At 72.5% G+C, this 20255-nt stretch carries 22 protein-coding genes; 16 read left to right on the top strand and 6 right to left on the bottom strand.

Annotation, left to right across the window (positions count from 1 at the left end; all coding sequences use genetic code 11):
• Positions 1 to 25: 25 nt before the first annotated feature.
• A complete protein-coding gene (locus tag V2J85_RS18600) occupies positions 26 to 229 on the top strand; it encodes a hypothetical protein (protein WP_261955478.1) in 204 nt (67 codons plus the stop codon).
• On the opposite strand, the gene cofC is transcribed toward V2J85_RS18600, so the two are convergent.
• The gene (cofC, locus tag V2J85_RS18595) at positions 210 to 953 is read right to left on the bottom strand and encodes a 2-phospho-L-lactate guanylyltransferase (protein ID WP_330822245.1); all 744 of its coding nucleotides are present in this window, start codon (positions 951 to 953) and stop codon (positions 210 to 212) included. The genes V2J85_RS18600 and cofC overlap by 20 nt on opposite strands.
• A gap of 140 nt (positions 954 to 1093) precedes the next feature.
• Here cofC and V2J85_RS18590 point away from each other — a divergent pair, with 140 nt between their 5' ends.
• The 3 genes from V2J85_RS18590 to V2J85_RS18580 all read left to right on the top strand — a co-directional run bounded on the left by V2J85_RS18590 (position 1094) and on the right by V2J85_RS18580 (position 4198).
• The gene (locus tag V2J85_RS18590; RefSeq protein ID WP_261955476.1) at positions 1094 to 1933 is read left to right on the top strand and encodes a lysophospholipid acyltransferase family protein; all 840 of its coding nucleotides are present in this window, start codon (positions 1094 to 1096) and stop codon (positions 1931 to 1933) included.
• Positions 1930 to 2931 (top strand): NAD(P)H-dependent glycerol-3-phosphate dehydrogenase, encoded by a 1002-nt coding sequence (locus tag V2J85_RS18585; protein WP_261955475.1) that lies wholly within the window; start codon positions 1930 to 1932, stop codon positions 2929 to 2931. Before V2J85_RS18590 ends, V2J85_RS18585 begins: the two co-directional genes overlap by 4 nt.
• A 130-nt stretch (positions 2932 to 3061) precedes the next feature.
• Positions 3062 to 4198 (top strand): D-alanine--D-alanine ligase family protein, encoded by a 1137-nt coding sequence (locus V2J85_RS18580; protein WP_261955474.1) that lies wholly within the window; start codon positions 3062 to 3064, stop codon positions 4196 to 4198.
• A 26-nt stretch (positions 4199 to 4224) separates the two neighbouring features.
• Here the strand turns inward: V2J85_RS18580 and V2J85_RS18575 are convergent, their stop codons facing one another.
• The gene (locus V2J85_RS18575) at positions 4225 to 4725 is read right to left on the bottom strand and encodes a DUF3515 domain-containing protein (RefSeq protein WP_261955473.1); all 501 of its coding nucleotides are present in this window, start codon (positions 4723 to 4725) and stop codon (positions 4225 to 4227) included.
• Positions 4726 to 4734: 9 nt separating this feature from the next.
• Positions 4735 to 4968, bottom strand: coding sequence for an Lrp/AsnC family transcriptional regulator (locus V2J85_RS18570; RefSeq protein WP_046925812.1), 234 nt, complete (start codon positions 4966 to 4968; stop codon positions 4735 to 4737).
• A 170-nt stretch (positions 4969 to 5138) separates the two neighbouring features.
• Between V2J85_RS18570 and V2J85_RS18565 the strand changes: the two genes are divergently transcribed.
• Positions 5139 to 6107 (top strand): thiamine-phosphate kinase, encoded by a 969-nt coding sequence (locus V2J85_RS18565; RefSeq protein ID WP_261955472.1) that lies wholly within the window; start codon positions 5139 to 5141, stop codon positions 6105 to 6107.
• A gap of 27 nt (positions 6108 to 6134) precedes the next feature.
• Positions 6135 to 6950, top strand: coding sequence for a bifunctional hydroxymethylpyrimidine kinase/phosphomethylpyrimidine kinase (gene thiD / locus V2J85_RS18560; RefSeq protein ID WP_261955471.1), 816 nt, complete (start codon positions 6135 to 6137; stop codon positions 6948 to 6950).
• A gap of 100 nt (positions 6951 to 7050) precedes the next feature.
• Here the strand turns inward: thiD and rpmB are convergent, their stop codons facing one another.
• Positions 7051 to 7236: a 50S ribosomal protein L28 gene (rpmB, locus tag V2J85_RS18555; protein WP_006602870.1), complete on the bottom strand. Its 186-nt coding sequence runs from the start codon at positions 7234 to 7236 to the stop codon at positions 7051 to 7053.
• Between the two features lie 234 nt (positions 7237 to 7470).
• Between rpmB and V2J85_RS18550 the strand changes: the two genes are divergently transcribed.
• The 9 genes from V2J85_RS18550 to mutM all read left to right on the top strand — a co-directional run bounded on the left by V2J85_RS18550 (position 7471) and on the right by mutM (position 18401).
• Positions 7471 to 9150, top strand: a complete 1680-nt coding sequence (locus tag V2J85_RS18550) for a DAK2 domain-containing protein (protein ID WP_330822292.1) — start codon at positions 7471 to 7473, stop codon at positions 9148 to 9150.
• Between the two features lie 58 nt (positions 9151 to 9208).
• Entirely contained in the window at positions 9209 to 12169 is a 2961-nt protein-coding gene (locus V2J85_RS18545; protein WP_330822244.1) for a helicase-related protein, read from the top strand.
• Positions 12170 to 12356: 187 nt separating this feature from the next.
• Positions 12357 to 12956, top strand: coding sequence for a 16S rRNA (guanine(966)-N(2))-methyltransferase RsmD (rsmD, locus tag V2J85_RS18540; RefSeq protein ID WP_261955469.1), 600 nt, complete (start codon positions 12357 to 12359; stop codon positions 12954 to 12956).
• Positions 12953 to 13465, top strand: a complete 513-nt coding sequence (gene coaD / locus V2J85_RS18535) for a pantetheine-phosphate adenylyltransferase (protein WP_030414208.1) — start codon at positions 12953 to 12955, stop codon at positions 13463 to 13465. The genes rsmD and coaD overlap by 4 nt, the downstream gene beginning before the upstream one ends.
• Before the next feature lie 127 nt (positions 13466 to 13592).
• Positions 13593 to 14693 carry an ATP synthase F0 subunit B gene (locus V2J85_RS18530; RefSeq protein WP_330822243.1) on the top strand — a complete coding sequence of 367 codons (1101 nt, stop codon included), beginning with the start codon at positions 13593 to 13595 and terminating at the stop codon, positions 14691 to 14693.
• A 960-nt stretch (positions 14694 to 15653) separates the two neighbouring features.
• Positions 15654 to 16247 (top strand): YceD family protein, encoded by a 594-nt coding sequence (locus tag V2J85_RS18525; protein WP_261955467.1) that lies wholly within the window; start codon positions 15654 to 15656, stop codon positions 16245 to 16247.
• 2 nt (positions 16248 to 16249) lie between these two features.
• On the top strand, positions 16250 to 16423 hold the full coding sequence (gene rpmF, locus V2J85_RS18520) for a 50S ribosomal protein L32 (RefSeq protein WP_028802425.1): 174 nt from the start codon (positions 16250 to 16252) through the stop codon (positions 16421 to 16423).
• A 7-nt stretch (positions 16424 to 16430) separates the two neighbouring features.
• Positions 16431 to 17300 carry a ribonuclease III gene (gene rnc / locus V2J85_RS18515; protein ID WP_261955466.1) on the top strand — a complete coding sequence of 290 codons (870 nt, stop codon included), beginning with the start codon at positions 16431 to 16433 and terminating at the stop codon, positions 17298 to 17300.
• Positions 17301 to 17474: 174 nt separating this feature from the next.
• Positions 17475 to 18401, top strand: a complete 927-nt coding sequence (mutM, locus tag V2J85_RS18510; RefSeq protein ID WP_261955465.1) for a bifunctional DNA-formamidopyrimidine glycosylase/DNA-(apurinic or apyrimidinic site) lyase — start codon at positions 17475 to 17477, stop codon at positions 18399 to 18401.
• 43 nt (positions 18402 to 18444) lie between these two features.
• On the opposite strand, the gene V2J85_RS18505 is transcribed toward mutM, so the two are convergent.
• Positions 18445 to 18873, bottom strand: a complete 429-nt coding sequence (locus V2J85_RS18505; protein WP_261955464.1) for a winged helix-turn-helix transcriptional regulator — start codon at positions 18871 to 18873, stop codon at positions 18445 to 18447.
• Between the two features lie 171 nt (positions 18874 to 19044).
• Here V2J85_RS18505 and V2J85_RS18500 point away from each other — a divergent pair, with 171 nt between their 5' ends.
• Positions 19045 to 19635 carry a flavodoxin family protein gene (locus V2J85_RS18500; RefSeq protein ID WP_261957413.1) on the top strand — a complete coding sequence of 197 codons (591 nt, stop codon included), beginning with the start codon at positions 19045 to 19047 and terminating at the stop codon, positions 19633 to 19635.
• A 142-nt stretch (positions 19636 to 19777) separates the two neighbouring features.
• Here the strand turns inward: V2J85_RS18500 and V2J85_RS18495 are convergent, their stop codons facing one another.
• Entirely contained in the window at positions 19778 to 20164 is a 387-nt protein-coding gene (locus V2J85_RS18495) for a hypothetical protein (protein ID WP_261955463.1), read from the bottom strand.
• Positions 20165 to 20255: the final 91 nt, after the last annotated feature.

Here is a 20255-nt window from a genome sequence, read left to right as displayed (position 1 = left end):
CCGGCCGCCGTCTAGGCTCTCTTCCATGCAGGCCACCGCGTACACGTACGACCCCCAGACCCGCTCCGGCAGCGTGCTGCTCGACGACGGCACCCCGCTGCCCTTCGACGCGGCCGCCTTCGACGCCGGCGGGCTGCTGCTGCTCCGGCCCGGTCAGCGGGTGCGCATCGAGGTCACCGGCGAAGACGACGCCCGGCACATCGACCTGATCACGCTCCAGACGCTCTGACCTGCGGCGGCACCGGCCCGGACGGGTCCACGGCCGCCCCGGCGCCGCCCGCCCCCGCGGCCGTCCGCGCCGCCAGCGGCGCCTGCCGCGCCGTGTGCGGGCCCACGCCCAGCGCCAGCGCGGCCAGCAGATCCTCGCCGGTGTCCACGTCCCGGCGTACCGACGGCACGTCCGGTGCGGTGATCTCTCGCGCGCCCGACGCCAGATGACGGGCCCGCGAGGCGCCTCCGAATGCCGGTGCCAATTCCACCCCGGAACTCGCGGTCAGAAGTGTTGTCCCGAAATGCGCCGCATCCGCGAGAAATGCACGGGGAAATACCGCGGCGGAATGGAGCACCCGGGCCAGCTCGGCCGGGCGCAGTGCGGGCAGATCCGCGTTCAGCGCGGCCACCGGCGCGCCCGGACGACCCTCCCGGACCGCCGCCGCGCCGTGCGCCAGCGCCGCGTTCAGCCCGCCCGCCGGAGTGTCGGGCACGATCCGCGCCCCCAGCGCCGCGAGCCGCTCCGCGGCCGACCGGTCGTCCGTGACAACCACCACATCGTGCACATCACCGCAGGCCAGCGCGGCTGCCACGGTGTCCAGGGCGAAGGCCAGGGCCAGCCGCGGCCGGAACTCCTCCCCGGCGGCCCGGGCAAGCCTGCTCTTGGCCCGCACCAGCGGTTTCAGCGGCACCACCAGGCTCCAGGCCGCCGCTGCCTCGCCGTCCGCTCCGTCTCTTCGCATCCGCGCCATTCTCACCCGCCGCCGACGCCCCGGGGGAGCGCCGGGGTTACGGTGTCCTCGACATAGCGGGTACCTGGGGCGACACTTGTGCGGCTGCCGGCCCGTAGCAGCTACGCAGGTCCCACAAGGAGGGTGTCCCAGTGTCCCGCCGCAGAATCGGCTTCTGGTACCGCTTGGCCGCGGTCATCTGCAAACCGCCGCTCTTGGTTCTGTTCAAGCGGGACTGGCAGGGAATGGAGCACATTCCGGCCGACGGTGGATTTATCACCGCGGTCAACCACAACTCCTATCTCGACCCGCTCTCCTATGCGCACTATCAGTACAACACCGGTCGGGTCCCCCGATTCCTCGCCAAGGCCGGACTCTTCAAGAGCGGCTTTGTCGGCCTGATGATGCGCGGCACCGGACAGATCCCGGTCTACCGGGAAACCACCGACGCCGCCAACGCGTTCCGCGCCGCCGTCACCGCCATCCACAAGGGCGAATGCGTCGCCTTCTACCCCGAGGGCACCCTCACCCGGGACCCCGAGCTCTGGCCGATGCAGGGCAAGACCGGAGCCGCGCGGGTGGCGCTGCTGACCAAGGCCCCGGTCATCCCGGTCGCCCAGTGGGGCGCCAACGACGCGATGCCGCCGTACGCCAAGGAGAAGAAGCTCCAGCTCCTCCCGCGCAAGACGCTGCGGGTCAAGGCGGGGCCGCCGGTCGACCTGAGCGCCTACTACGACCAGGAACCCACCGCCGAGGTGCTGCGCGCCGTCACCGACCTCATCATGAGCGCGATCACCGAGCAGCTGGCCCAGCTGCGCGGCGAGCCCGCACCGGCCGCACCGTACGACTGGCGCAAGGCCATCGCCCAGGAACGCCGGGCCGCCCGCGAGGCCGCCAAGGCCGCCGCTGAGCCGGCCCCCGCCACCGAAGGCGCGATCGCCCCGCAGCAGGCCCGAAGCACCCAGCAGGCACAGGAGGATGAAGGCAAGTGACGCGCTGCGCCGTCTACGGCACGGGGTCCTGGGGCACCGCATTCGCGATGGTGCTCGCCGACGCGGGATGCGAGGTGACCCTGTGGGGGCGCCGCGCGGCCCTGGTCGACGCCATCAACAACGGCCGTACGAACCCCGACTACCTGCCGGGCGTCGAGCTCCCCGAGGCCGTACGGGCCACCACCGACCCGGCACGGGCGGCCCGCGACGCGGAGTTCACCGTCCTGGCCGTGCCGTCCCAGACGCTGCGCGGAAACCTCGCCGAATGGGCGCCCCTGCTGCCCGCCGACACGATCCTGGTCTCCCTGATGAAGGGCGTCGAACTGGGCACGGCCAAGCGGATGAGCGAGGTCATCGAGGAGGTCGCCAAGGCCCCCGCCGAGAGGGTCGCGGTGCTCACCGGCCCCAACCTCGCCAAGGAGGTCGCGGCCCGGCAGCCCGCCGCCGCGGTCGTCGCCTGCGCCGACGAGGCGGTCGCCCGCCGGGTGCAGACCGCCTGCCACACCTCGTACTTCCGCCCGTACACCAACACCGACGTGGTGGGCTGCGAACTGGGCGGCGCGGTCAAGAACGTCATCGCCCTCGCGGTCGGCATCGCCACCGGCATGGGCCTGGGCGACAACGCCAAGGCCTCACTGATCACCCGCGGGCTCGCCGAGACCACCCGGCTCGGCCTCGCCATGGGCGCCGACGCGCACACCTTCGCCGGCCTCGCCGGCATGGGCGACCTCGTCGCCACCTGCTCCTCGCCGCTGTCCCGCAACAACACCTTCGGCACCAACCTCGGCCGCGGGATGACGCTCCAGGAAACCATCGCGGTCACCAAGCAGACCGCCGAGGGCGTCAAGTCCTGCGAATCCGTTCTGGATCTGGCCCGCAGGCACGGCGTCGACATGCCGCTCACCGAGACGGTCGTGTCCATCGTCCACGACGGCAAGCCGCCCCTGGTGGCCCTCAAGGAACTGATGGCGCGCAGCGCCAAATCCGAGCGGCACTGAACAACGGCACCGGGAAACGGCACCGAACCGGGACGAAAACCCGGCCGTCCGCGGCGGGTGCCGGCGCCACGCCACCAACGGCGGCCGCCGCACTGACGCCGCGCCGGTCAGCAGGTACCCTCAACGCGATATGAGCAGCCAGACCTCCTCCCACAAGCCCCGCGTCGCCGTCGTGTTCGGCGGGCGCAGCTCCGAGCACGCCATCTCCGTGGTCACCGCCGGAGCCGTACTGCGCGCCATCGACCGCGACAAGTACGACGTGCTGCCCATCGGCATCACCACCGACGGCCGCTGGGCGCTCACCGCCGACGACCCCGAGCGGATGGCCATCGCGGACCGGCGGCTGCCCAGCGTGGCCGAGCTCGCCGAGTCCACCGAGGGCGGAGTGGTGCTCCCCGTCGACCCGTCCAACCGCGAGGTGGTCTACACCGAGCCCGGTTCGGTGCCCAAGGCGCTCGGCGAGGTCGACGTGGTCTTCCCCGTCCTGCACGGCCCGTACGGCGAGGACGGCACCCTGCAGGGCCTCCTGGAGCTCTCCGGCGTGCCCTACGTCGGCTCGGGCGTGCTGGCCTCCGCGGTCGGCCAGGACAAGGACTACATGAAGCGGGTGTTCACCTCCTTCGGGCTGCCGGTCGGCCCCTACGAGGTCATCCGCCCCCGGGAGTGGGAGAAGGACCCCACGGCGGCCCGCAAGAAGATCGTGGACTTCGCCGCCGAACACGGCTGGCCGCTCTTCGTGAAGCCCGCCCGGGCCGGCTCGTCCATGGGCATCAGCAAGGTCGACGGCCTGGAGGGCCTGGACGAGGCCATCGAGGAGGCCCGCCGGCACGACCCCAAGATCCTCGTGGAATCGCTGTTGAGCGGCCGCGAGATCGAGTGCGGGGTGCTGGAGTTCGCGGACGGGCCGCGGGCCAGCGTGCCGGCCGAGATCCCGCCGGTCACCGCGCACGACTTCTACGACTTCGAGGCCAAGTACATCGACTCGGCCGCCGGCATCGTGCCGGCGCCGCTGACCGCCGAGCAGACCGCGAAGGTCCAGGAACTGGCCGTCGCGGCCTTCGAGGCGGCGTCCTGCGAGGGCCTGGTCCGCGCGGACTTCTTCCTGCAGGACAACGGCGAGTTCGTGATCAACGAGATCAACACGCTCCCCGGCTTCACGCCCATCTCGATGTACCCGCGGATGTGGCAGGAGAGCGGAGTGAGCTACCCGGAGCTGATCGACCGCCTCCTGGAGGCGGCGCTGCAGCGCTCGACCGGCCTGCGCTAGCACCGCGGCCGGCCCGCGCCAGGAGGCTAGATGCCCGCGGGGACGGTCTTCTTCACCGCGCCCGCGAGGTCGGGGAGCACATTGACCTCGGGGGCGTACTTCCCGGGCACGGTCACCTCGACGTACACCTTGCGCAGCACGGTCGTGAAGCGGTAGCCGTCGTCCTGCTTCTCGAAGAGCCACCGGACGCCGTTGACTTCCGCCGCCTCCGGGTTGGGGTTGTAATGTTCACTCCCGTGTCTCAGGACGTCCGGCTTCGGCACCCCGCAGCGCAGTTGCACGGCGGGGTCGCCCCAGACGGCGGTGAAGTCGGAGACGGGCTCGGCGGTCCGCCGCTTCAGTCCGTCGACGGTCCGCGGCAGTTCCTCGTGGAGTGCCCGGCAGTGCCGCGCCGCCTCGCCCCGGGGGGACGGGACGGCCACGTCCTCGGAAGACGAACAGCTCACCGCGGCGAACGCCACGGTGAGCAGGGGAAGGGCCAGGATCGGGCGGCACCGGCGACGCGAAGAGATCACCCGGCCGAGCATACGGGGGAGCTAGAGATGAACGACCGGGCAGGTGAGGGTGCGCGTGATGCCCTCCACTTGCTGGACCTTCGCCACCACCATGCGGCCCAGCTCATCGACGGTGTCGGCCTGTGCGCGCACGATGACGTCGTAGGGACCGGTGACGTCCTCGGCCTGCAGCACACCGGGGATCTTCGCGATCACCTCCGCGACGGCCGAGGCCTTGCCGACCTCGGTCTGGATCAGGATGTAGGCCTGTACCACGGAACCTCCAGGGCGGCTACGAGGATCATGGGGGAAGAAGGGACGCCACGGTACCGCGTCACCGTGCGGAGCGGGGAGACCCGCGCGGTGAACACGGCAGGTGCGGCGCAACCGTCAGCCACGTACGGACCGTCCGTACAACGGTCCGTACACATGAGAAGGGCAACAGCATGAAGGGCACCGTGGGCGAGCTGGGGGAGTTCGGTCTGATCAGGGAGCTCACCTCCCGGCTCACGTCCACTCCGGCGGTACGGATCGGGCCGGGGGACGACGCCGCGGTGGTCACCGCGCCGGACCGGAGGGTGGTCGCCAGTACCGACATCCTCCTGGAGGGCCGGCACTTCCGCCGTGACTGGTCCACCGCCTACGACGTCGGCCGCAAGGCCGCCGCACAGAACCTCGCCGACATCGCGGCGATGGGCGCGGTGCCCACCGCGATCCTGCTGGGCCTGGTCGTGCCCGCGGAACTCCCCGCGACCTGGCCGACCGAGCTGATGGACGGGCTGCGCGACGAGTGCCAGGTGGCCGGTGCCGCCGTCGTCGGCGGGGACGTGGTCCGCGGCGACACCATCACCGTCGCCATCACCGCCCTCGGCGACCTGCGCAACCAGGAGCCGGTCACCCGGGCCGGCGCCCAGCCCGGCGACGTGGTCGCGGTGACCGGCTGGCTCGGCTGGTCCGCCGCCGGGCACGCGGTCCTCTCCCGCGGCTTCCGCTCGCCGCGCGCCTTCGTGGAGGCGCACCGCCGCCCCGAACCGCCGTACCACGCCGGTCCCGCGGCCGCCGGGCTCGGCGCCACCGCCATGACCGACGTCAGCGACGGGCTCGTCGCCGACCTCGGGCACATCGCGGAGGCCAGCAAGGTCCGGATCGACCTGCGGTCCGCGGCGATCGACATCCCCACGCAGATGTCCGACATCGGCACCGCGGTCGGCGTGGACCCGATGCAGTGGGTGCTCAACGGCGGCGAGGACCACGCGATCGTGGCCACCTTCCCGCCGGACGTGAAGCTGCCCGCCCGGTGGAAGGTCATCGGCGAGGTCCTCAACCCCTCCGCGCTGCCGCAGGTGACGGTGGACGGCGCCCCCTGGGCGAAGGCCGGCTGGGACCACTTCGGGGACAACGCCGACGCCGAGTAGCCCCTGGTGGCGGGTAGATTCGCCGGCATGCACATACCTCCACGCGTCCTGACCGTCGCCGGGTCCGACTCCGGCGGCGGCGCGGGCATCCAGGCCGACCTGAAGACGATGCTGGCGCTCGGCACCCACGGCATGAGCGTGCTCACTGCCGTCACCGCCCAGAACTCCCTGGGCGTGCAGGGCGCGTGGGACCTGCCCGCCGAGGCCGTACGCGCCCAGTTCCGCAGCGTCGTCGACGACATCGGCGTGCAGGCCGTCAAGACCGGCATGCTCTCCTCGGCGGAACTCGTCGAGACCGTCGCCGATCTGCTCGCCGCACTGGACGTCCCGGTCGTCGTCGACCCCGTGGGCGTCTCCAAACACGGTGACGCGCTGCTCGCCGCGAGCGCCCTGGACGCGGTGCGCACCAAACTCCTGCCGACGGCCACCGTCGCCACCCCCAACCTCGACGAGGTGGCCCAGCTCACCGGCGTTGCCGTCCACGGAGAGGCCGACATGCGCCGGGCGGCCGCCGCCGTCCTGGACTTCGGGCCGCGCTGGGCGCTGATCAAGGGCGGCCACCTCACGGCCGCGGACGGTGCCGGTGACAGCGCCGTCGACCTGCTCACCGACGGCACCGAGGAGCACTGGCTGCGCGCCCCGCGCCACGACAACCGGCACACCCACGGCACCGGCTGCACCCTCGCCAGCGCGCTCGCCGCGCAGCTGGCCAAGGGCGACCCCGTCCCGCGGGCCGCCGCCGCGGCGAAGGACTACGTCACCGGCGCGATCGCGGCCGGCTTCCGGCTGGGCGCCGGCATCGGGCCGGTCGACCACGGCTGGCGGCTGCGCGACGGGGGGTGAACCGCCCGCCCGCGGCGGCACCGGAACGGCAAAAAGCCGGTCCACCCCACGGGTGGACCGGCTTCCCAGGCAACCGGCCGGCTGCGCTACGACTAAGGCGTCAGCGCGAGACCTTGCCGGCCTTGATGCACGAGGTGCAGGCGTTCAGCTTCTTCGGCGTGCGCCCGATCACTGCACGCACCGTCTGGATGTTGGGGTTCCAACGACGGTTGGTACGGCGATGCGAGTGCGAGACACTCTTGCCGAAGCCCGGCCCCTTGCCGCAGACGTCGCAGTTGGCAGCCACGGGTCACTCCAAAGACTTCAGATGCACTTACGGTGAAATCCCGACGGGCCGAGTGCATTGCCCGACCGGCGACCGTCAGGAGAGGAAATGGCCCGATTCTCATCGGGCAACCGGAGCAGCATACAACGACCGCTCCCGTAGAACGAAACTATCACGCACCTCCCGGCCCCCGCCCCGGCCTCCCCACCGGGGCGCGGCTACTGTGCGGTGCAGCCCGTGACCCAGGAGGACGATGTGCCGTACCCGCTCGACGCCGCCGCGGTCCGCTCCTGGTGCGGGCTGGCGCTGGAGGCGCTCGGCCGGGAACGCGAGCGGATCGACGCGATCAACGTCTACCCGGTGGCCGACGGCGACACCGGCACCAACCTCTATCTGACGCTGGAATCCGCGGCGCGCGCGGTCGAGGCCGCCTTCGACGGCCATGCCTCCGCGGGCACCGCCCCCGGCCTCGCCGACGCGATCGGCGCGATGGCACACGGCGCCCTGATAGGAGCGCGCGGGAACTCCGGCACCATCCTGGCGCAGCTGCTGCGCGGGATGACCGACGTCCTGGCGGCCGGCGGCGGGACGGACGGCACGGACACCGCGACCGGTGACCGCTCGGCCGAGGCGCTGCGCCGGGCCCTGCGCCGGGCCGCCGCCTCCACGTACGAGGCCGTCGCCCACCCCGTGGAGGGCACCGTCCTGACCGTCGCCACCGCTGCCGCCGACGCCGCCGAACGCGCCGCAGGCGAGGCCGGCGACGCCGCCGCGGTCGCCCGCGCCGCCCACGAAGGCGCCCGTACGGCCCTGCAGGAGACCCCCGGGCAGTTGGCCGTGCTCGGCAGGGCGGGCGTCGTGGACGCCGGCGGCTGCGGGCTCGTCGCGCTGCTGGGCGCGCTCGCCGACGCGCTCTCCGGAGAGGTCACCGCCACCCCCGTCGCCGTACGGGCCGACGCCCCGCTCCCCGAGGCCGCCGGCTGCGACGTCGCCGCCCACACGGCGGCCGACGCCTGCGGAGAGCCCGGTGGACCCGCCTTCGAGGTGATCTACCTGCTGGAGGCGTCGGACGAGGCCGTGGCAAGGCTGCGCACCCGGCTCGACGGGCTCGGCGACTCCCTGGTGGTGGTCGGCGGCGACGGGCTGTGGCACGTCCACGTCCACGTCGACGACGCGGGCGCCGCCGTGGAGGCCGGCATCGAGGCCGGCCGCCCGTACCGGATCCGCATCACGCACTTCGGCGGCGCCGGCCGCACCAAGGAGCCGGCCCTGGCAGCGCGGGCCGTGGTCGCGGTGGTGCCGGGCGCCGGGCTCGCCGGCCTGTGTACCGGGGCCGGTGCGACGGCCGTCACCGTACGCCCCGGGGAGCCGCCGGCCAGCGGCGAACTGGTGCAGGCGATCCGGCAGGCCCACGCCCGCGAGGTCATGCTGCTGCCCAACGACCCCGAACTCCGGCACACCGCCGCGGCCGCCGCCGAACAGGCCCGCACCGAAGGCGTCCGGGTCGCGGTGATCCCCACCCGCGCCGCCGTCCAGGGCATCGCCGCGCTGGCCGTGCACGAGCCGGACCGCAGCTTCGACGAGGACGCGGTCGCCATGACCTCCGCCGCCGGCGCCACCCGCTACGCCGAGCTCGCCCTCGCCGAACGGCAGTCGTGGACGATGGCGGGCGTCTGCCAGGCCGGCGACGTCCTCGGGCTGATCGACGGCGACGTCGCGGTGATCGGCTCGGACCTCACCGTCACCGCCATGACGGTGCTGGACCGGATGCTGTCCGCGGGCGGGGAAATGGTGACCCTGGTCCTCGGCGCGGGGGCGCCCGCCGCCCTCGCCGAGCGGCTGGAACGGCACGTCCGCGAGCGGCACCTCGCCGTCGACACGGTCGTCTACGACGGCGGCCAGCGCACCGCCCCGCTGCTCATCGGCGTGGAGTGACGGCGCCCCGGCGGCCGGGACCGGCGCAATTGTCAGAGGCGTGGTGTGCAATAGACGCGTGGCTGCGCTCGACGAACCCCTGAAGAAAATCCTCGGCGGCACCACCGCGAAGGTGCTGGCCGAGCATCTCGACCTGCACACGGTCGGTGACCTGCTGCACCACTACCCGCGCCGCTACGCCGAGCGCGGCGAGCTGACCCGCCTCGCCGACCTCCCGCTGGACGAACACGTCACGGTCGTCGCCCGGGTCGCCGACGCCCGGGTGCACAAATTCAACGCCGGCCGGGGACAGCGCCTGGAAGTGACGCTCACGGACGGCAGCGGCCGGCTCCAGCTCGTCTTCTTCGGCAAGGGCATCCACAAGCCGCACAAGGAACTGCTGCCCGGGCGCCGCGCGATGTTCGCCGGCAAGGTCTCCGTCTTCAACCGCAAACTCCAGCTCGCCCACCCCGAATACGCGCTCCTGGACGGCGACACCGACGGCGACGCCGTGGACGCCTTCGCCAATCAGCTCATCCCGATCTACCCGGCCTGCCAGCAGATGGCGTCCTGGAAGATCACCAAGGCGGTCGACGCGGTGCTGCCCAGCGCCCAGGACGCCGTCGACCCGCTTCCCGAGGCACTGCGCGAGGGCCGGTCGCTGGTCCCGCTCACCGAGGCGCTGCTGAAGATCCACCGCCCCGACAGCAAGGCCGACATCGCCGGTGCGCGGGACCGGCTGAAGTGGGACGAGGCGTTCGTGATGCAGGTCGCGCTGGCCCGCAGGCGCCTGACCGACACCCAACTCCCCGCCGTGCCACGGCAGTTGGTCAAGGACGGCATCCTCGACGCGTTCGACGCCGAGCTGCCGTTCACGCTCACCGAAGGCCAGCAGAAGGTCAGCCGGGAGATCTTCGACGACCTGGCGACCGAACACCCCATGCACCGCCTCCTCCAGGGCGAGGTCGGCTCCGGCAAGGCCCAGCCGCTGGACGCCCTGGTGCTCACCCCGAGCGGCTTCCGGCCCATGGGGGAGATGACCGTCGGCACCGAAGTGGTGGTGCCCAGCGGCGAGCGCGCCGTGGTGGACGGCGTCTTCCCGCAGGGCGAGCGCGAGGTGTGGCGACTGGTGCTGTCGGACGGCTCCACCGCCGAGTGCGACGACGAGCACCTGTGGATCGTCGGGTCCCGCGAGACGGGCGAGCGGGTGCTGACGACCCGCGAGCTACGGGCCGACCTGCTGCGCGCCGACGGCCGGCCCAAGTGGTCCATCGCGCCCGCCACACCGGTGGACCTCGACGACGGCGGGGAGCGACCGCTCGACCCGTACCGCCTGGGCCGGTCCCTCCCCGAGGACGGCCTGCCGGCCGCCTGCCGCAACGCCCCCGTCAAGGACCGGCGGGCCGTGCTGCGCGGTCTGCTGGACGCCGGGGGAGAGGCTTCCGGCGCCGGGGACGTGTTCCGCGCCGCGTCCGGCCCGCTGGCCGCCGACCTCGCCTGGCTGGTGCGCTCCCTGGGCGGCGCGGCCCAGCTGCAGGACACCGGGGCGGGCGGGTACGACGTCCATGTCGCGCTGCCCGAGGAGGGGGCCGGTGACGCTCCGGGCTTCCGGCGCTCCATCCGCGCGATCGAGCACGTGGGCCGCAAGCCCGTCCAGTGCATCAGCGTCGCGCACCCCTCCCACGCCTATGTGACCGACCACTTCACCGTCACGCACAACACCATGGTCGCGCTGCGCGCCATGCTCGGAGTCGTCGACAGCGGCGGCCAGGCCGCGATGCTGGCGCCCACCGAGGTGCTCGCCCAGCAGCACCACCGCTCGATCACCGAGATGATGGGGGAGCTGGCCGAGGGCGGGATGCTCGGCGGCGCCGAGCAGGGCACCAAGGTGGTGCTGTTGACCGGCTCCATGGGCGCCGCGGCCCGCCGGCAGGCGCTGCTCGACCTGGTCACCGGCGAGGCCGGCATCGTCGTCGGCACGCATGCGCTGATCGAGGACAAGGTGCAGTTCCACGACCTGGGGCTGGTGGTCGTCGACGAACAGCACCGCTTCGGCGTCGAGCAGCGCGACGCCCTGCGCGGCAAGGGCAAACAGCCGCCGCACCTGTTGGTGATGACCGCGACCCCGATCCCGCGGACGGTCGCGATGACCGTCTTCGGCGATCTGGAGACCTCCGTCCTCGACCAACTCCCCGCCGGACGCTCGCCGATCGCCAGCCACGTGGTGCCCGCGAAGGACAAACCGCACTTCCTCGCGCGCACGTGGGAGCGGGTCCGCGAAGAGGTCGAGGCCGGGCACCAGGCGTACGTGGTCTGCCCGCGGATCGGCGACGAGGAGGACGCGCCCAAGCCGGGGAAGAAGGGCGCGTCCGGGGGCAACGACGCGGCGGCCGCGGCGAGTTCGCCGGAGGACATCGCCGAGAAGCGCCCGCCGCTCGCGGTGCTCGACATCGCCGACCAGCTCACCAAGGGCCCGCTCGCCGGCCTGCGGGTGGCAGTGCTGCACGGCAGAATGGCGCCGGACGACAAGGACGAGGTGATGCGCTCGTTCGCGGCCGGCGAGCTGGACGTGCTGGTCGCGACGACGGTCATCGAGGTCGGGGTGAACGTCCCCAACGCCACCGTCATGGTGATCATGGACGCGGACCGGTTCGGCGTCTCCCAGCTGCACCAGCTGCGCGGCCGGGTCGGCCGTGGATCGGCGCCCGGCCTGTGCCTGCTGGTCAGCGAGATGCCCGAGGCCAGCCCGGCGCGGGCCCGGCTCGCCGCGGTGGCCGGCACCCTCGACGGTTTCGAGCTCTCCCGGATCGACCTGGAACAGCGGCGCGAGGGCGACGTCCTGGGCCAGGCCCAGTCCGGCGTCCGCTCCTCGCTGCGGATGCTCACGGTCATCGACGACGAGGAGATCATCGCCGCCGCCCGCGAGGAGGCCACCGCGCTGGTCGGCGACGACCCCGAGCTGACCGGCTACCCGGAGCTGCGGATCGCGCTGTCCGCCCTGCTGGACGAGGAACGGGAGCAGTATCTGGACAAGGGCTGAGCGAGCCGGGACGGCGGGCCGCGCCGTCCGTGCGCCGCCCGCGGCCGGGTGAGAACGATCACGGACCGGGGTGCCGCCCGGACGCCTCCGGCGGGCGCCCGCCGCCGGACGACGGAATATCGTGGAGGACGGAGCCCGCGCGGCTCCGCCACCACCCCTGCACCCCGCACGACGTAAGGACGGGCCCATGACCCGCGTGATCGCCGGTACGGCCGGCGGCCGCCGCCTGGCCGTACCACCCGGCAACGGCACCCGCCCGACCTCCGACCGGGCACGCGAGGGCATGTTCTCCACCTGGGAGTCGCTGGACGGCCCCCTGACCGGCGCCCGGGTGCTCGATCTGTACGGCGGTTCCGGCGCGGTCGGCCTGGAGGCGCTCTCCCGCGGCGCGGCACACGTCCTGCTGGTGGAGGCCGACGCCCGCGCCGTCCGCACCATCCGTGACAACGTCCGCACGGTCGGCCTCCCGGGCGTCGAGGTGCGGCCCGGCAAGGCCGAACAGACCGCCGCCGCCCCGGCCCCCGGCGAGCCCTACGACATCGTCTTCCTGGACCCGCCGTACGCGGTGAGCGACGCAGAGCTGTGCGAGATCCTGCTCACACTCCGTGGTCAGGGGTGGCTGACCGACGATGCACTCGTCACCGTGGAACGGAGCACCAGAGGCGGCGCGTTCCCGTGGCCGGACGGCTTCACCGCGATCAAGGCCCGTCGTTACGGCGAGGGGACGCTTTGGTACGGTCGCGCCGCTTCGACGTCCGCCGAACCGACGTCAGCAAGCGTGTCATGACCGCATCGGAGAGCGAGGAACCCGCGTTGCGCCGCGCCGTCTGTCCGGGGTCGTTCGACCCCATCACCAATGGGCACCTGGACATCATCGCCCGTGCCTCCAAGCTGTACGACGTCGTCCATGTGGCCGTGATGATCAACCAGTCCAAGCAGGGGCTGTTCACGGTCGACGAGCGGATCGACCTGATCCGCCGGGCCACCGCCGAGTACGGCAACGTCCAGGTCGAGTCCTTCCACGGCCTGCTCGTCGACTTCTGCAAGCAGCGCGACATCCCCGCGATCGTCAAGGGCCTGCGCGCGGTCAGCGACTTCGACTACGAGCTGCAGATGGCCCAGATGAACAACGGCCTCTCCGGCGTGGAGACCCTGTTCGTCCCCACCAACCCCACCTACAGCTTCCTCTCCTCCAGCCTCGTCAAGGAGGTCGCCGCCTGGGGTGGCGACGTCTCCCACCTGGTCCCGCCGTTCGTGCTCGACGCGCTCACCGAGCGGCTTCGCAAGAAGAGCTGATCACCGCCCCGGCGCACCCGCCGCGGGCACTTTCTGACGTACCGTCAGTTGGTGTCGGGCGGAGGGCCGGTGGACGTACAGTCGTCCCGTTCCGTCGTTCCAACCCTCAGAGAGTGGCGAGTCCAAGGTGGACGTGCAGAAGAAGCTCGACGACATCGTCGCGACCGTCGCCGGCGCCCGGTCCATGCCCATGTCGGCCTCGTGCGTGGTCAACCGCGCCGAGCTGCTCGCCATGCTGGAAGAGGTGCGCGCCGCGCTGCCCGGATCGCTCGCCCAGGCACAGGAGCTGCTCGGCGGCCGGGAGCAGATGGTCGAGGAGGCGCGCGCCGAGGCGGAGCGGATCATCGAGTCCGCGCACGCCCAGCGCGGTTCGCTGATCTCCGACACCGAGGTCGCCCGGCAGTCGCAGGAGGAGGCGGACCGGATCCTCGCCGAGGCCACCCAGGAGGCCGCCGAGATCCGCGCCGAGGCCGACGACTACGTCGACTCCAAGCTCGCCAACTTCGAGGTCGTCCTCACCAAGACCATCGGATCCGTCGACCGCGGCCGCGAGAAGCTGCTCGGCCGGGGCCCCGGACTCGACGAACAGGGCTACGAGGACGCCGAGGCCCCCGAGCGCAGCGCCGACCCGGAGACCCTCAGGCAGCGCGCGGACGCCTATGTGGACGCCAAGTTCGGCGCCTTCCAGGCCGTGCTGACCAAGACGCTGGAGGCGGTCGGCCGGGGCCGCGACAAGCTCCAGGGCGCCCGGGCGATCGACGAACTCGGCGTGCACCTGGCGGCCCAGGGCGACCCGCAGACCGCACAGCCGCAGGCCGACGCGGAGTACCTGGCCGAGCTGGCCGGCATCGGCGCCGACCGCGAACCGCAGACGCCCGTGGTCCCGCAGGACCAGCCCCTGGAGCACCAGCAGCCGCTCCAGCCACAGCAGCAGGGCTACTACACCGACCCGGCCGCCTACCCCCAGCAGGACGTCTACGGCTACCAGCAGCCCCAGCAGGCCGCCGCGTACGCCCAGCACCAGGACCCGTACGCCTACGACTGGCAGCAGCAGCCCCAGCAGCCCGGCTACGACCCGAACGCCTACCTCCAGCCCCAGGTCCCCCAGCAGCCCCAGCACGCCCCGCACACGCCCGCCCAGCCCGCCGCCCTGGACGAAACGAGCCTCTTCGACACGAGCATGATCAACCTCGACCAACTCCGCCAATACGAAGAGGGCCGCCAGTAGGAGGCATCTCCCCGGCGAGGCCGGCCGCGGGGGTGTCGGGCGCTGCGGGTGGCCTTCGGTCGGTCGCCGGCGAGGCTGGTGGCGTCGACCGGGCCCGGAGGCGGTTCGGACGGCGCTCGACCGGGCGCCCGGAGGTGGTTCGGGCGGCGCTTGCCCGGCCGCGAGTCGGTGCGGGAGGCCCGCCACCGGGCCCTGGCCCGGCGGCCCCGTACCGCGCCGGGCCAGGGAACCACCCGTAGCCCACCACCGGAACGAGCTCCGTAGCCGCCACCGGAACGAGCCCTGCAGCCGCCAACGGCACAAGCCCCGTAGCCGCCAACGGACCGACTCTGCCCGCGTCTCGCCGCGCCGCCGCCGGAGCAGCCCCGCCCACGCTCCGCTGCGCCCCCCCGCGCCGGAATAACCCCCGCCTTCCGCCTGGTTGTGGCCCCGCAGGGGGGCCTCGTGTCCCCTACGGGATCTGTTCCCCCGCCCCCTAGGTGTACGGGATCACGGGGGTATGCGTAGGTATGGTGTACGGGATACGGGAGCCCGGGTCTTCGGCCCCGCCACCCGCCCCCCGGTGGCCGCCCCGCCGCCCCGCCGCCCCGCCGCCCGGCGCGTGACCCGCGCCTCGCCCCCACCTACGCGGCCGCCGGACGATCGGCACGCGGCCCGTCCCCAGCCGGAACGGCCCCCGGGCCCGGCCTGCGCGTGGCTCGTGCGGAGCCGCCCCGTACGAAGTCCCCGTACGAGGCCGGTGTGCGGCCCATATGTGTCCGGCCCGCCCGCGGACCGGGTGTGGCCGGGGGAGCGGGGGCGGATTGGGCCTATCGGGGCGCTTCCAGTATCCTGGCTCTTCGGTCGCGCGTATTTCCGCGATCTCTGCTGCCCGGATTTCCCAGCGAAGCACGGGCGGCGCGAAAACCCCGTAGAAAGCAGGAAGCCATCAACGCCCGCCTCGACCACCGCGCCCCTCTCGTGTTCGATACGCGTGAGCTGGGCCGGCGTCCCGGTGCGCTCAAGAGGGTCTCCCGCTCCGTCGAGGCCCCCCGGGACCTCGGCAACGAGGTCATCGGTGTGCCCGAGGGCGCCTCGATCGAGCTCGACCTCCGCCTCGAATCGGTCATGGACGGGGTGCTCGTCACGGGCACCGCCCGTGCAACGGTCAAGGGGGAGTGCGTAAGGTGTCTGGAGCCGCTGGAGCGAGAGCTCGACAGCGACTTCCAGGAGTTGTTCGCCTACCCCGACGCCGATGCCAGGGTCCATGACAAGGACGCGGGCGACGACGCCGAGGATGAGGAGGACACCCTCTTCATCGAGGACGACCTGTTCGACCTCGAACCCGTGCTGCGCGATGCGGTGGTGCTCGCACTGCCGATGCAGCCGGTGTGCCAGGACGACTGCCCGGGCCTGTGTTCCGATTGCGGAGTGCGGCTCGCGGACGACCCGGACCACCACCACGACGCCGTCGACATCCGTTGGGCGGCACTGCAGGGACTCGCCGAAACCAGCAAGGACGGCGAGAAGGACAACGCACCCCGCGACGGCGGGGATGAACCTCAGGAGAAGTAGCCGTGGCTGTTCCGAAGCGGAAGATGTCGCGCAGCAACACGCGCCACCGCCGGTCGCAGTGGAAGGCTGCGGTCCCCACCCTGGTGGCGTGCGAGCGCTGCCACGAGCCCAAGCAGCAGCACATCGCGTGCCCCGCTTGCGGCACCTACAACAAGCGCCAGGTCCTCGAGGTCTGAGCGGCTGGTGACAGGCACTGTGTCTAGCCCCAAGAAGGCGGAAGACGCCCATTCGGCATCCCGCAAGCGCGGGGAGGAAACGACTCCGGCGGACACAGCCTCGTCCCACACGCTTCTGGAAGGGCGGCTCGGGTACCAGCTCGAGTCCGCCCTTCTGGTGCGTGCGCTGACGCACCGCTCGTTCGCATACGAGAACGGCGGTCTGCCCACCAACGAGCGGCTGGAGTTCCTCGGGGACTCGGTGCTCGGCCTGGTGGTCACGGACACGCTGTACCGCATCCACCCCGACCTGCCCGAAGGCCAGTTGGCCAAGTTGCGGGCCGCGGTGGTCAACTCGCGTGCGCTCGCCGAGGTGGGGCGCGGCCTCGACCTCGGTGCCTTCATCCGCCTCGGACGCGGCGAAGAGGGCACGGGCGGCCGGGACAAGGCCTCCATCCTCGCCGACACGCTCGAAGCGGTGATCGGCGCGGTCTACCTCGACCAGGGTCTCGACGCGGCCGCCGAGCTGGTGCACCGGCTCTTCGACCCGCTCATCGAGAAGTCCTCCAGCCTGGGCGCGGGCCTGGACTGGAAGACCAGCCTCCAGGAACTCACCGCGACCGAGGGTCTCGGCGTCCCGGAGTACCTGGTCACCGAGACCGGCCCGGACCACGAGAAGACCTTTACTGCTGCCGCCCGCGTCGGTGGTGTCTCGTACGGCACCGGCACCGGCCGCAGCAAGAAGGAAGCCGAGCAGCAGGCGGCGGAGTCCGCGTGGCGCGCCATTCGCGCCGCGGCGGACGAGGCGGCCAAGACGGCGGCCTCCGGCGACGCGGCGTCGCCGGGCCCGGACGGATCGGCTCCCACCGCCGACGACGGCTCGTCGTCGGCACACTGAAGCACCTCTCCTGACCCCGTCCGGGGCGACCACGCGTCGCCCCGGACGGGGTCAGAAGTCTTTCCCCGCCCGCCGAAGCCCCTCCGCCGCAACCTTGCGCCGAAGTGCTTCCGCCACGTCCTTCCCCGCGTTCTTCCCCTCCTTCCCACCCGTCGTCGTTCCGAGGAGTCCGCCGTGCCCGAGCTGCCCGAGGTCGAGGTCGTCCGCCGTGGACTGGAGCGCTGGGTCGACGGCCGCACCATCGACGAGGTCGAGGTGCGGCATCCGCGGGCGATCCGCCGGCACACGGCGGGGGCGGAGGACTTCGCGGCCCGCCTCACGGGGCTGCGCCTGGGGACCGCGCGCCGCCGCGGCAAGTACCTCTGGATCCCGGTGACCGGCGGCACCCCGGCAGCGCAGACCGCCGCCGAGGGCATCGCGCCGCTCGTCACCCCCGACGTGACCCACGGCCTGGCGATCCTCGCCCACCTCGGCATGAGCGGCCAGCTGCTGGTCCAGCCGCACGACGCGCCGGACGAGAAGCACCTGCGCATCCGGCTGCGGTTCGCCGACGACCTGGGGACCGAGCTCCGCTTCGTCGACCAGCGCACCTTCGGCGGCCTGTCGCTGCACGACACCGTGCCCGGCGACCCCGACCAACTGCCCGACGTCATCGCGCACATCGCCCGCGACCCGCTCGACCCGGCCTTCGACGACGCCGCCTTCCACGACGCGCTGCGCCGCCGCCGGACCACCGTCAAGCGGGCGCTGCTCGACCAGACCCTGATCAGCGGAGTGGGCAACATCTACGCCGACGAGGCGCTCTGGCGCAGCAAGCTGCACTACGAGCGGCCGACCGCCACCTTCACCCGCCCGCGCACCGCCGAGCTGCTCGGGCACGTACGGGACGTGATGCGCGCCGCGCTGGCCGTCGGCGGCACCAGCTTCGACAGCCTCTACGTCAACGTCAACGGCGAGTCCGGCTACTTCGAGCGCTCGCTGGACGCCTACGGCCGCGAGGACGAGCCCTGCCGCCGCTGCGGTACGGCGATCCGCCGCCGGCCGTGGATGAACCGCTCCAGCTACTTCTGCCCGCGCTGCCAGCGGCCGCCGCGCCCCTGAACGGGTCCGCGCTCTTCCCCGGGAAGTCCTTGCCGCCGGCGGCTCAGCGCGCGGCGTGCTCGGCGTCGTAGCGCTCCTGCGCCCGGAGCACCTGCGGCATGCGGTCCTCCACCAGGTCGATCAGCGCCCGGAGTTGGCGGGCGACCTGGTGCCCCAGCGGGGTCAGTGCGTAGTCCACCCGCGGCGGGTTGGTCTGCTGTGCCTCGCGGTGCACCAGCCCGTCGCGCTCCAGCGCGTGCAGGGTCTGCGACAGCATCTTCTCGCTCACCCCGTCGACCCGGCGGCGCAGTTCGTTGAACCGGAACGTCCCGTCGAGCAGCGCGCCCAGCGTCAGGCTGCCCCAGCGGTCGGTGATGTGCTTGAGCGTGTCGCGGGAGGGGCAGTTGCGCGCGAACACGTCGTAGGCCAGGTCGTCCGGACAGCCGCCGGCGGCCTCCCCGTTCGTCCGGTCCGCGGTCTCGGTCGTCGCCATCCTCACACCATACTCCGCGATAGCGCTTTCCGCTGGAAAGCGCTATCTGAGATGCTGGCGCTATCTCTTGGGTTGCACTTTCGAAAAGTTAGTGCTTTTCTCGGTGCAGACGCCCCGGCGACGACCGCCCGGGGCCCCGTCCCCCGAGGAGATCCCGTGACCACCCCTGCTCTGCCCGCGCCCGTCGTCTCGATCGCGTACCACTCCGGTTTCGGTCACACCGCCGTCCTGGCCGAGGCCGTCCGGGCCGGCGCCGTCGAGGCGGGTGCCACCGTCCACCTGATCAAGGTCGACGAGATCACCGAGGCCCAGTGGGAGCAGCTCGACGCCTCCGACGCGATCGTCTTCGGCTCGCCGACCTACATGGGGACCGCCTCCGGCGCGTTCCACGTCTTCGCCGAGGCGACCTCCGCGCGCTGGGCGACCCGCGCCTGGCAGGACAAGCTCGCGGCGGGCTTCACCAACTCCGCCTCCAAGAGCGGCGACAAGCTCCACACCCTGCAGTTCTTCACGGTGCTCGCCGCCCAGCACGGCATGACCTGGGTGGGCCTGAACCTGCTGCCGGGCTGGAACTCCTCCACCGCGTCCGAGAACGACCTGAACCGGCTGGGCTTCTTCCTGGGCGCCGCCGCCCAGTCGAACAACGACCAGGGCCCCGAGGGCGTCCACAAGGCCGACGTCGCCACCGCCGAACACCTCGGCCGCCGTATCGCCGAGCAGGCCCGGGTCACCCTCGCGGGCCGCGCCGCGCTGTCCGCCTGACCGGCACGGACCCGGGCATCACGACCCCGCAGGCCCGGCCGCTACGGTGCGTGAAGGGCCTCCGGGTCGGCACCAGGGCCTCTGACCGGCACCTCTCGGTCAGAGGCCCTGCGCGCTCACCGGCCGTCCCCACAGCGCGCGGCTACCAGCCCTTCCCCCAGAACGGCTGCAGCACGGAGGCGACACCCGACAGCACCGCGAGGACGCCGCCGATCGTCGCCAGGGCGGACGTCGCGTTGGGGAACAGTTCCCTCGCCAGCTGGCGCCACCGTTCCCGCACGACGACCAGCTTGAACTTCTGCCACTTGTGCTGACGGAGATGGCAGCCCATCAGGACGCCCTGGCTGTTGTTGCGGCACGTCCCCTCCCGCCCCGAGGCGCCACACCACGCCGGGACGCGGAAGAAGAAGTACACGGTGCTCAGCGCCGAGAGGGTCAGCAGCACCCCCGGTCCGAACGCCGAGGTCAGCCAGGCCGCGATCAGCACCGCGAAGACCGCCCATCCCCAGTACTTCCCCAGTCCCTTCATGGACGGCGAAGTTACCGGGGGCCTCGGTGGCATATGCAGGGCGCATGAACGGCGCACCAGAGCGCCCTCCCGGGGCGCGGGGGCGGGTCAG

The organism is Streptomyces bugieae, from assembly GCF_036352915.1.
Taxonomy (GTDB): domain Bacteria; phylum Actinomycetota; class Actinomycetes; order Streptomycetales; family Streptomycetaceae; genus Streptomyces; species Streptomyces endophytica.
The sequence above is the reverse complement of the archived record's forward strand: the minus strand, read 5'-3'. Positions and strand labels throughout refer to the sequence as shown.

Excerpts from the sequence above, each read along its gene's own strand:
- cofC (WP_330822245.1), bottom strand. The coding sequence starts at position 953 with ATGCGAAGAGACGGAGCGGACGGCGAGGCAGCGGCGGCCTGGAGCCTG.
- coaD (WP_030414208.1), top strand. The coding sequence starts at position 12,953 with ATGACCGCATCGGAGAGCGAGGAACCCGCGTTGCGCCGCGCCGTCTGT.
- rsmD (WP_261955469.1), top strand. The coding sequence starts at position 12,357 with ATGACCCGCGTGATCGCCGGTACGGCCGGCGGCCGCCGCCTGGCCGTA.
- V2J85_RS18565 (WP_261955472.1), top strand. The coding sequence starts at position 5,139 with ATGAAGGGCACCGTGGGCGAGCTGGGGGAGTTCGGTCTGATCAGGGAG.
- V2J85_RS18505 (WP_261955464.1), bottom strand. The coding sequence starts at position 18,873 with ATGGCGACGACCGAGACCGCGGACCGGACGAACGGGGAGGCCGCCGGC.
- V2J85_RS18575 (WP_261955473.1), bottom strand. The coding sequence starts at position 4,725 with ATGCTCGGCCGGGTGATCTCTTCGCGTCGCCGGTGCCGCCCGATCCTG.
- thiD (WP_261955471.1), top strand. The coding sequence starts at position 6,135 with ATGCACATACCTCCACGCGTCCTGACCGTCGCCGGGTCCGACTCCGGC.
- V2J85_RS18580 (WP_261955474.1), top strand. The coding sequence starts at position 3,062 with ATGAGCAGCCAGACCTCCTCCCACAAGCCCCGCGTCGCCGTCGTGTTC.
- V2J85_RS18600 (WP_261955478.1), top strand. The coding sequence starts at position 26 with ATGCAGGCCACCGCGTACACGTACGACCCCCAGACCCGCTCCGGCAGC.
- V2J85_RS18495 (WP_261955463.1), bottom strand. The coding sequence starts at position 20,164 with ATGAAGGGACTGGGGAAGTACTGGGGATGGGCGGTCTTCGCGGTGCTG.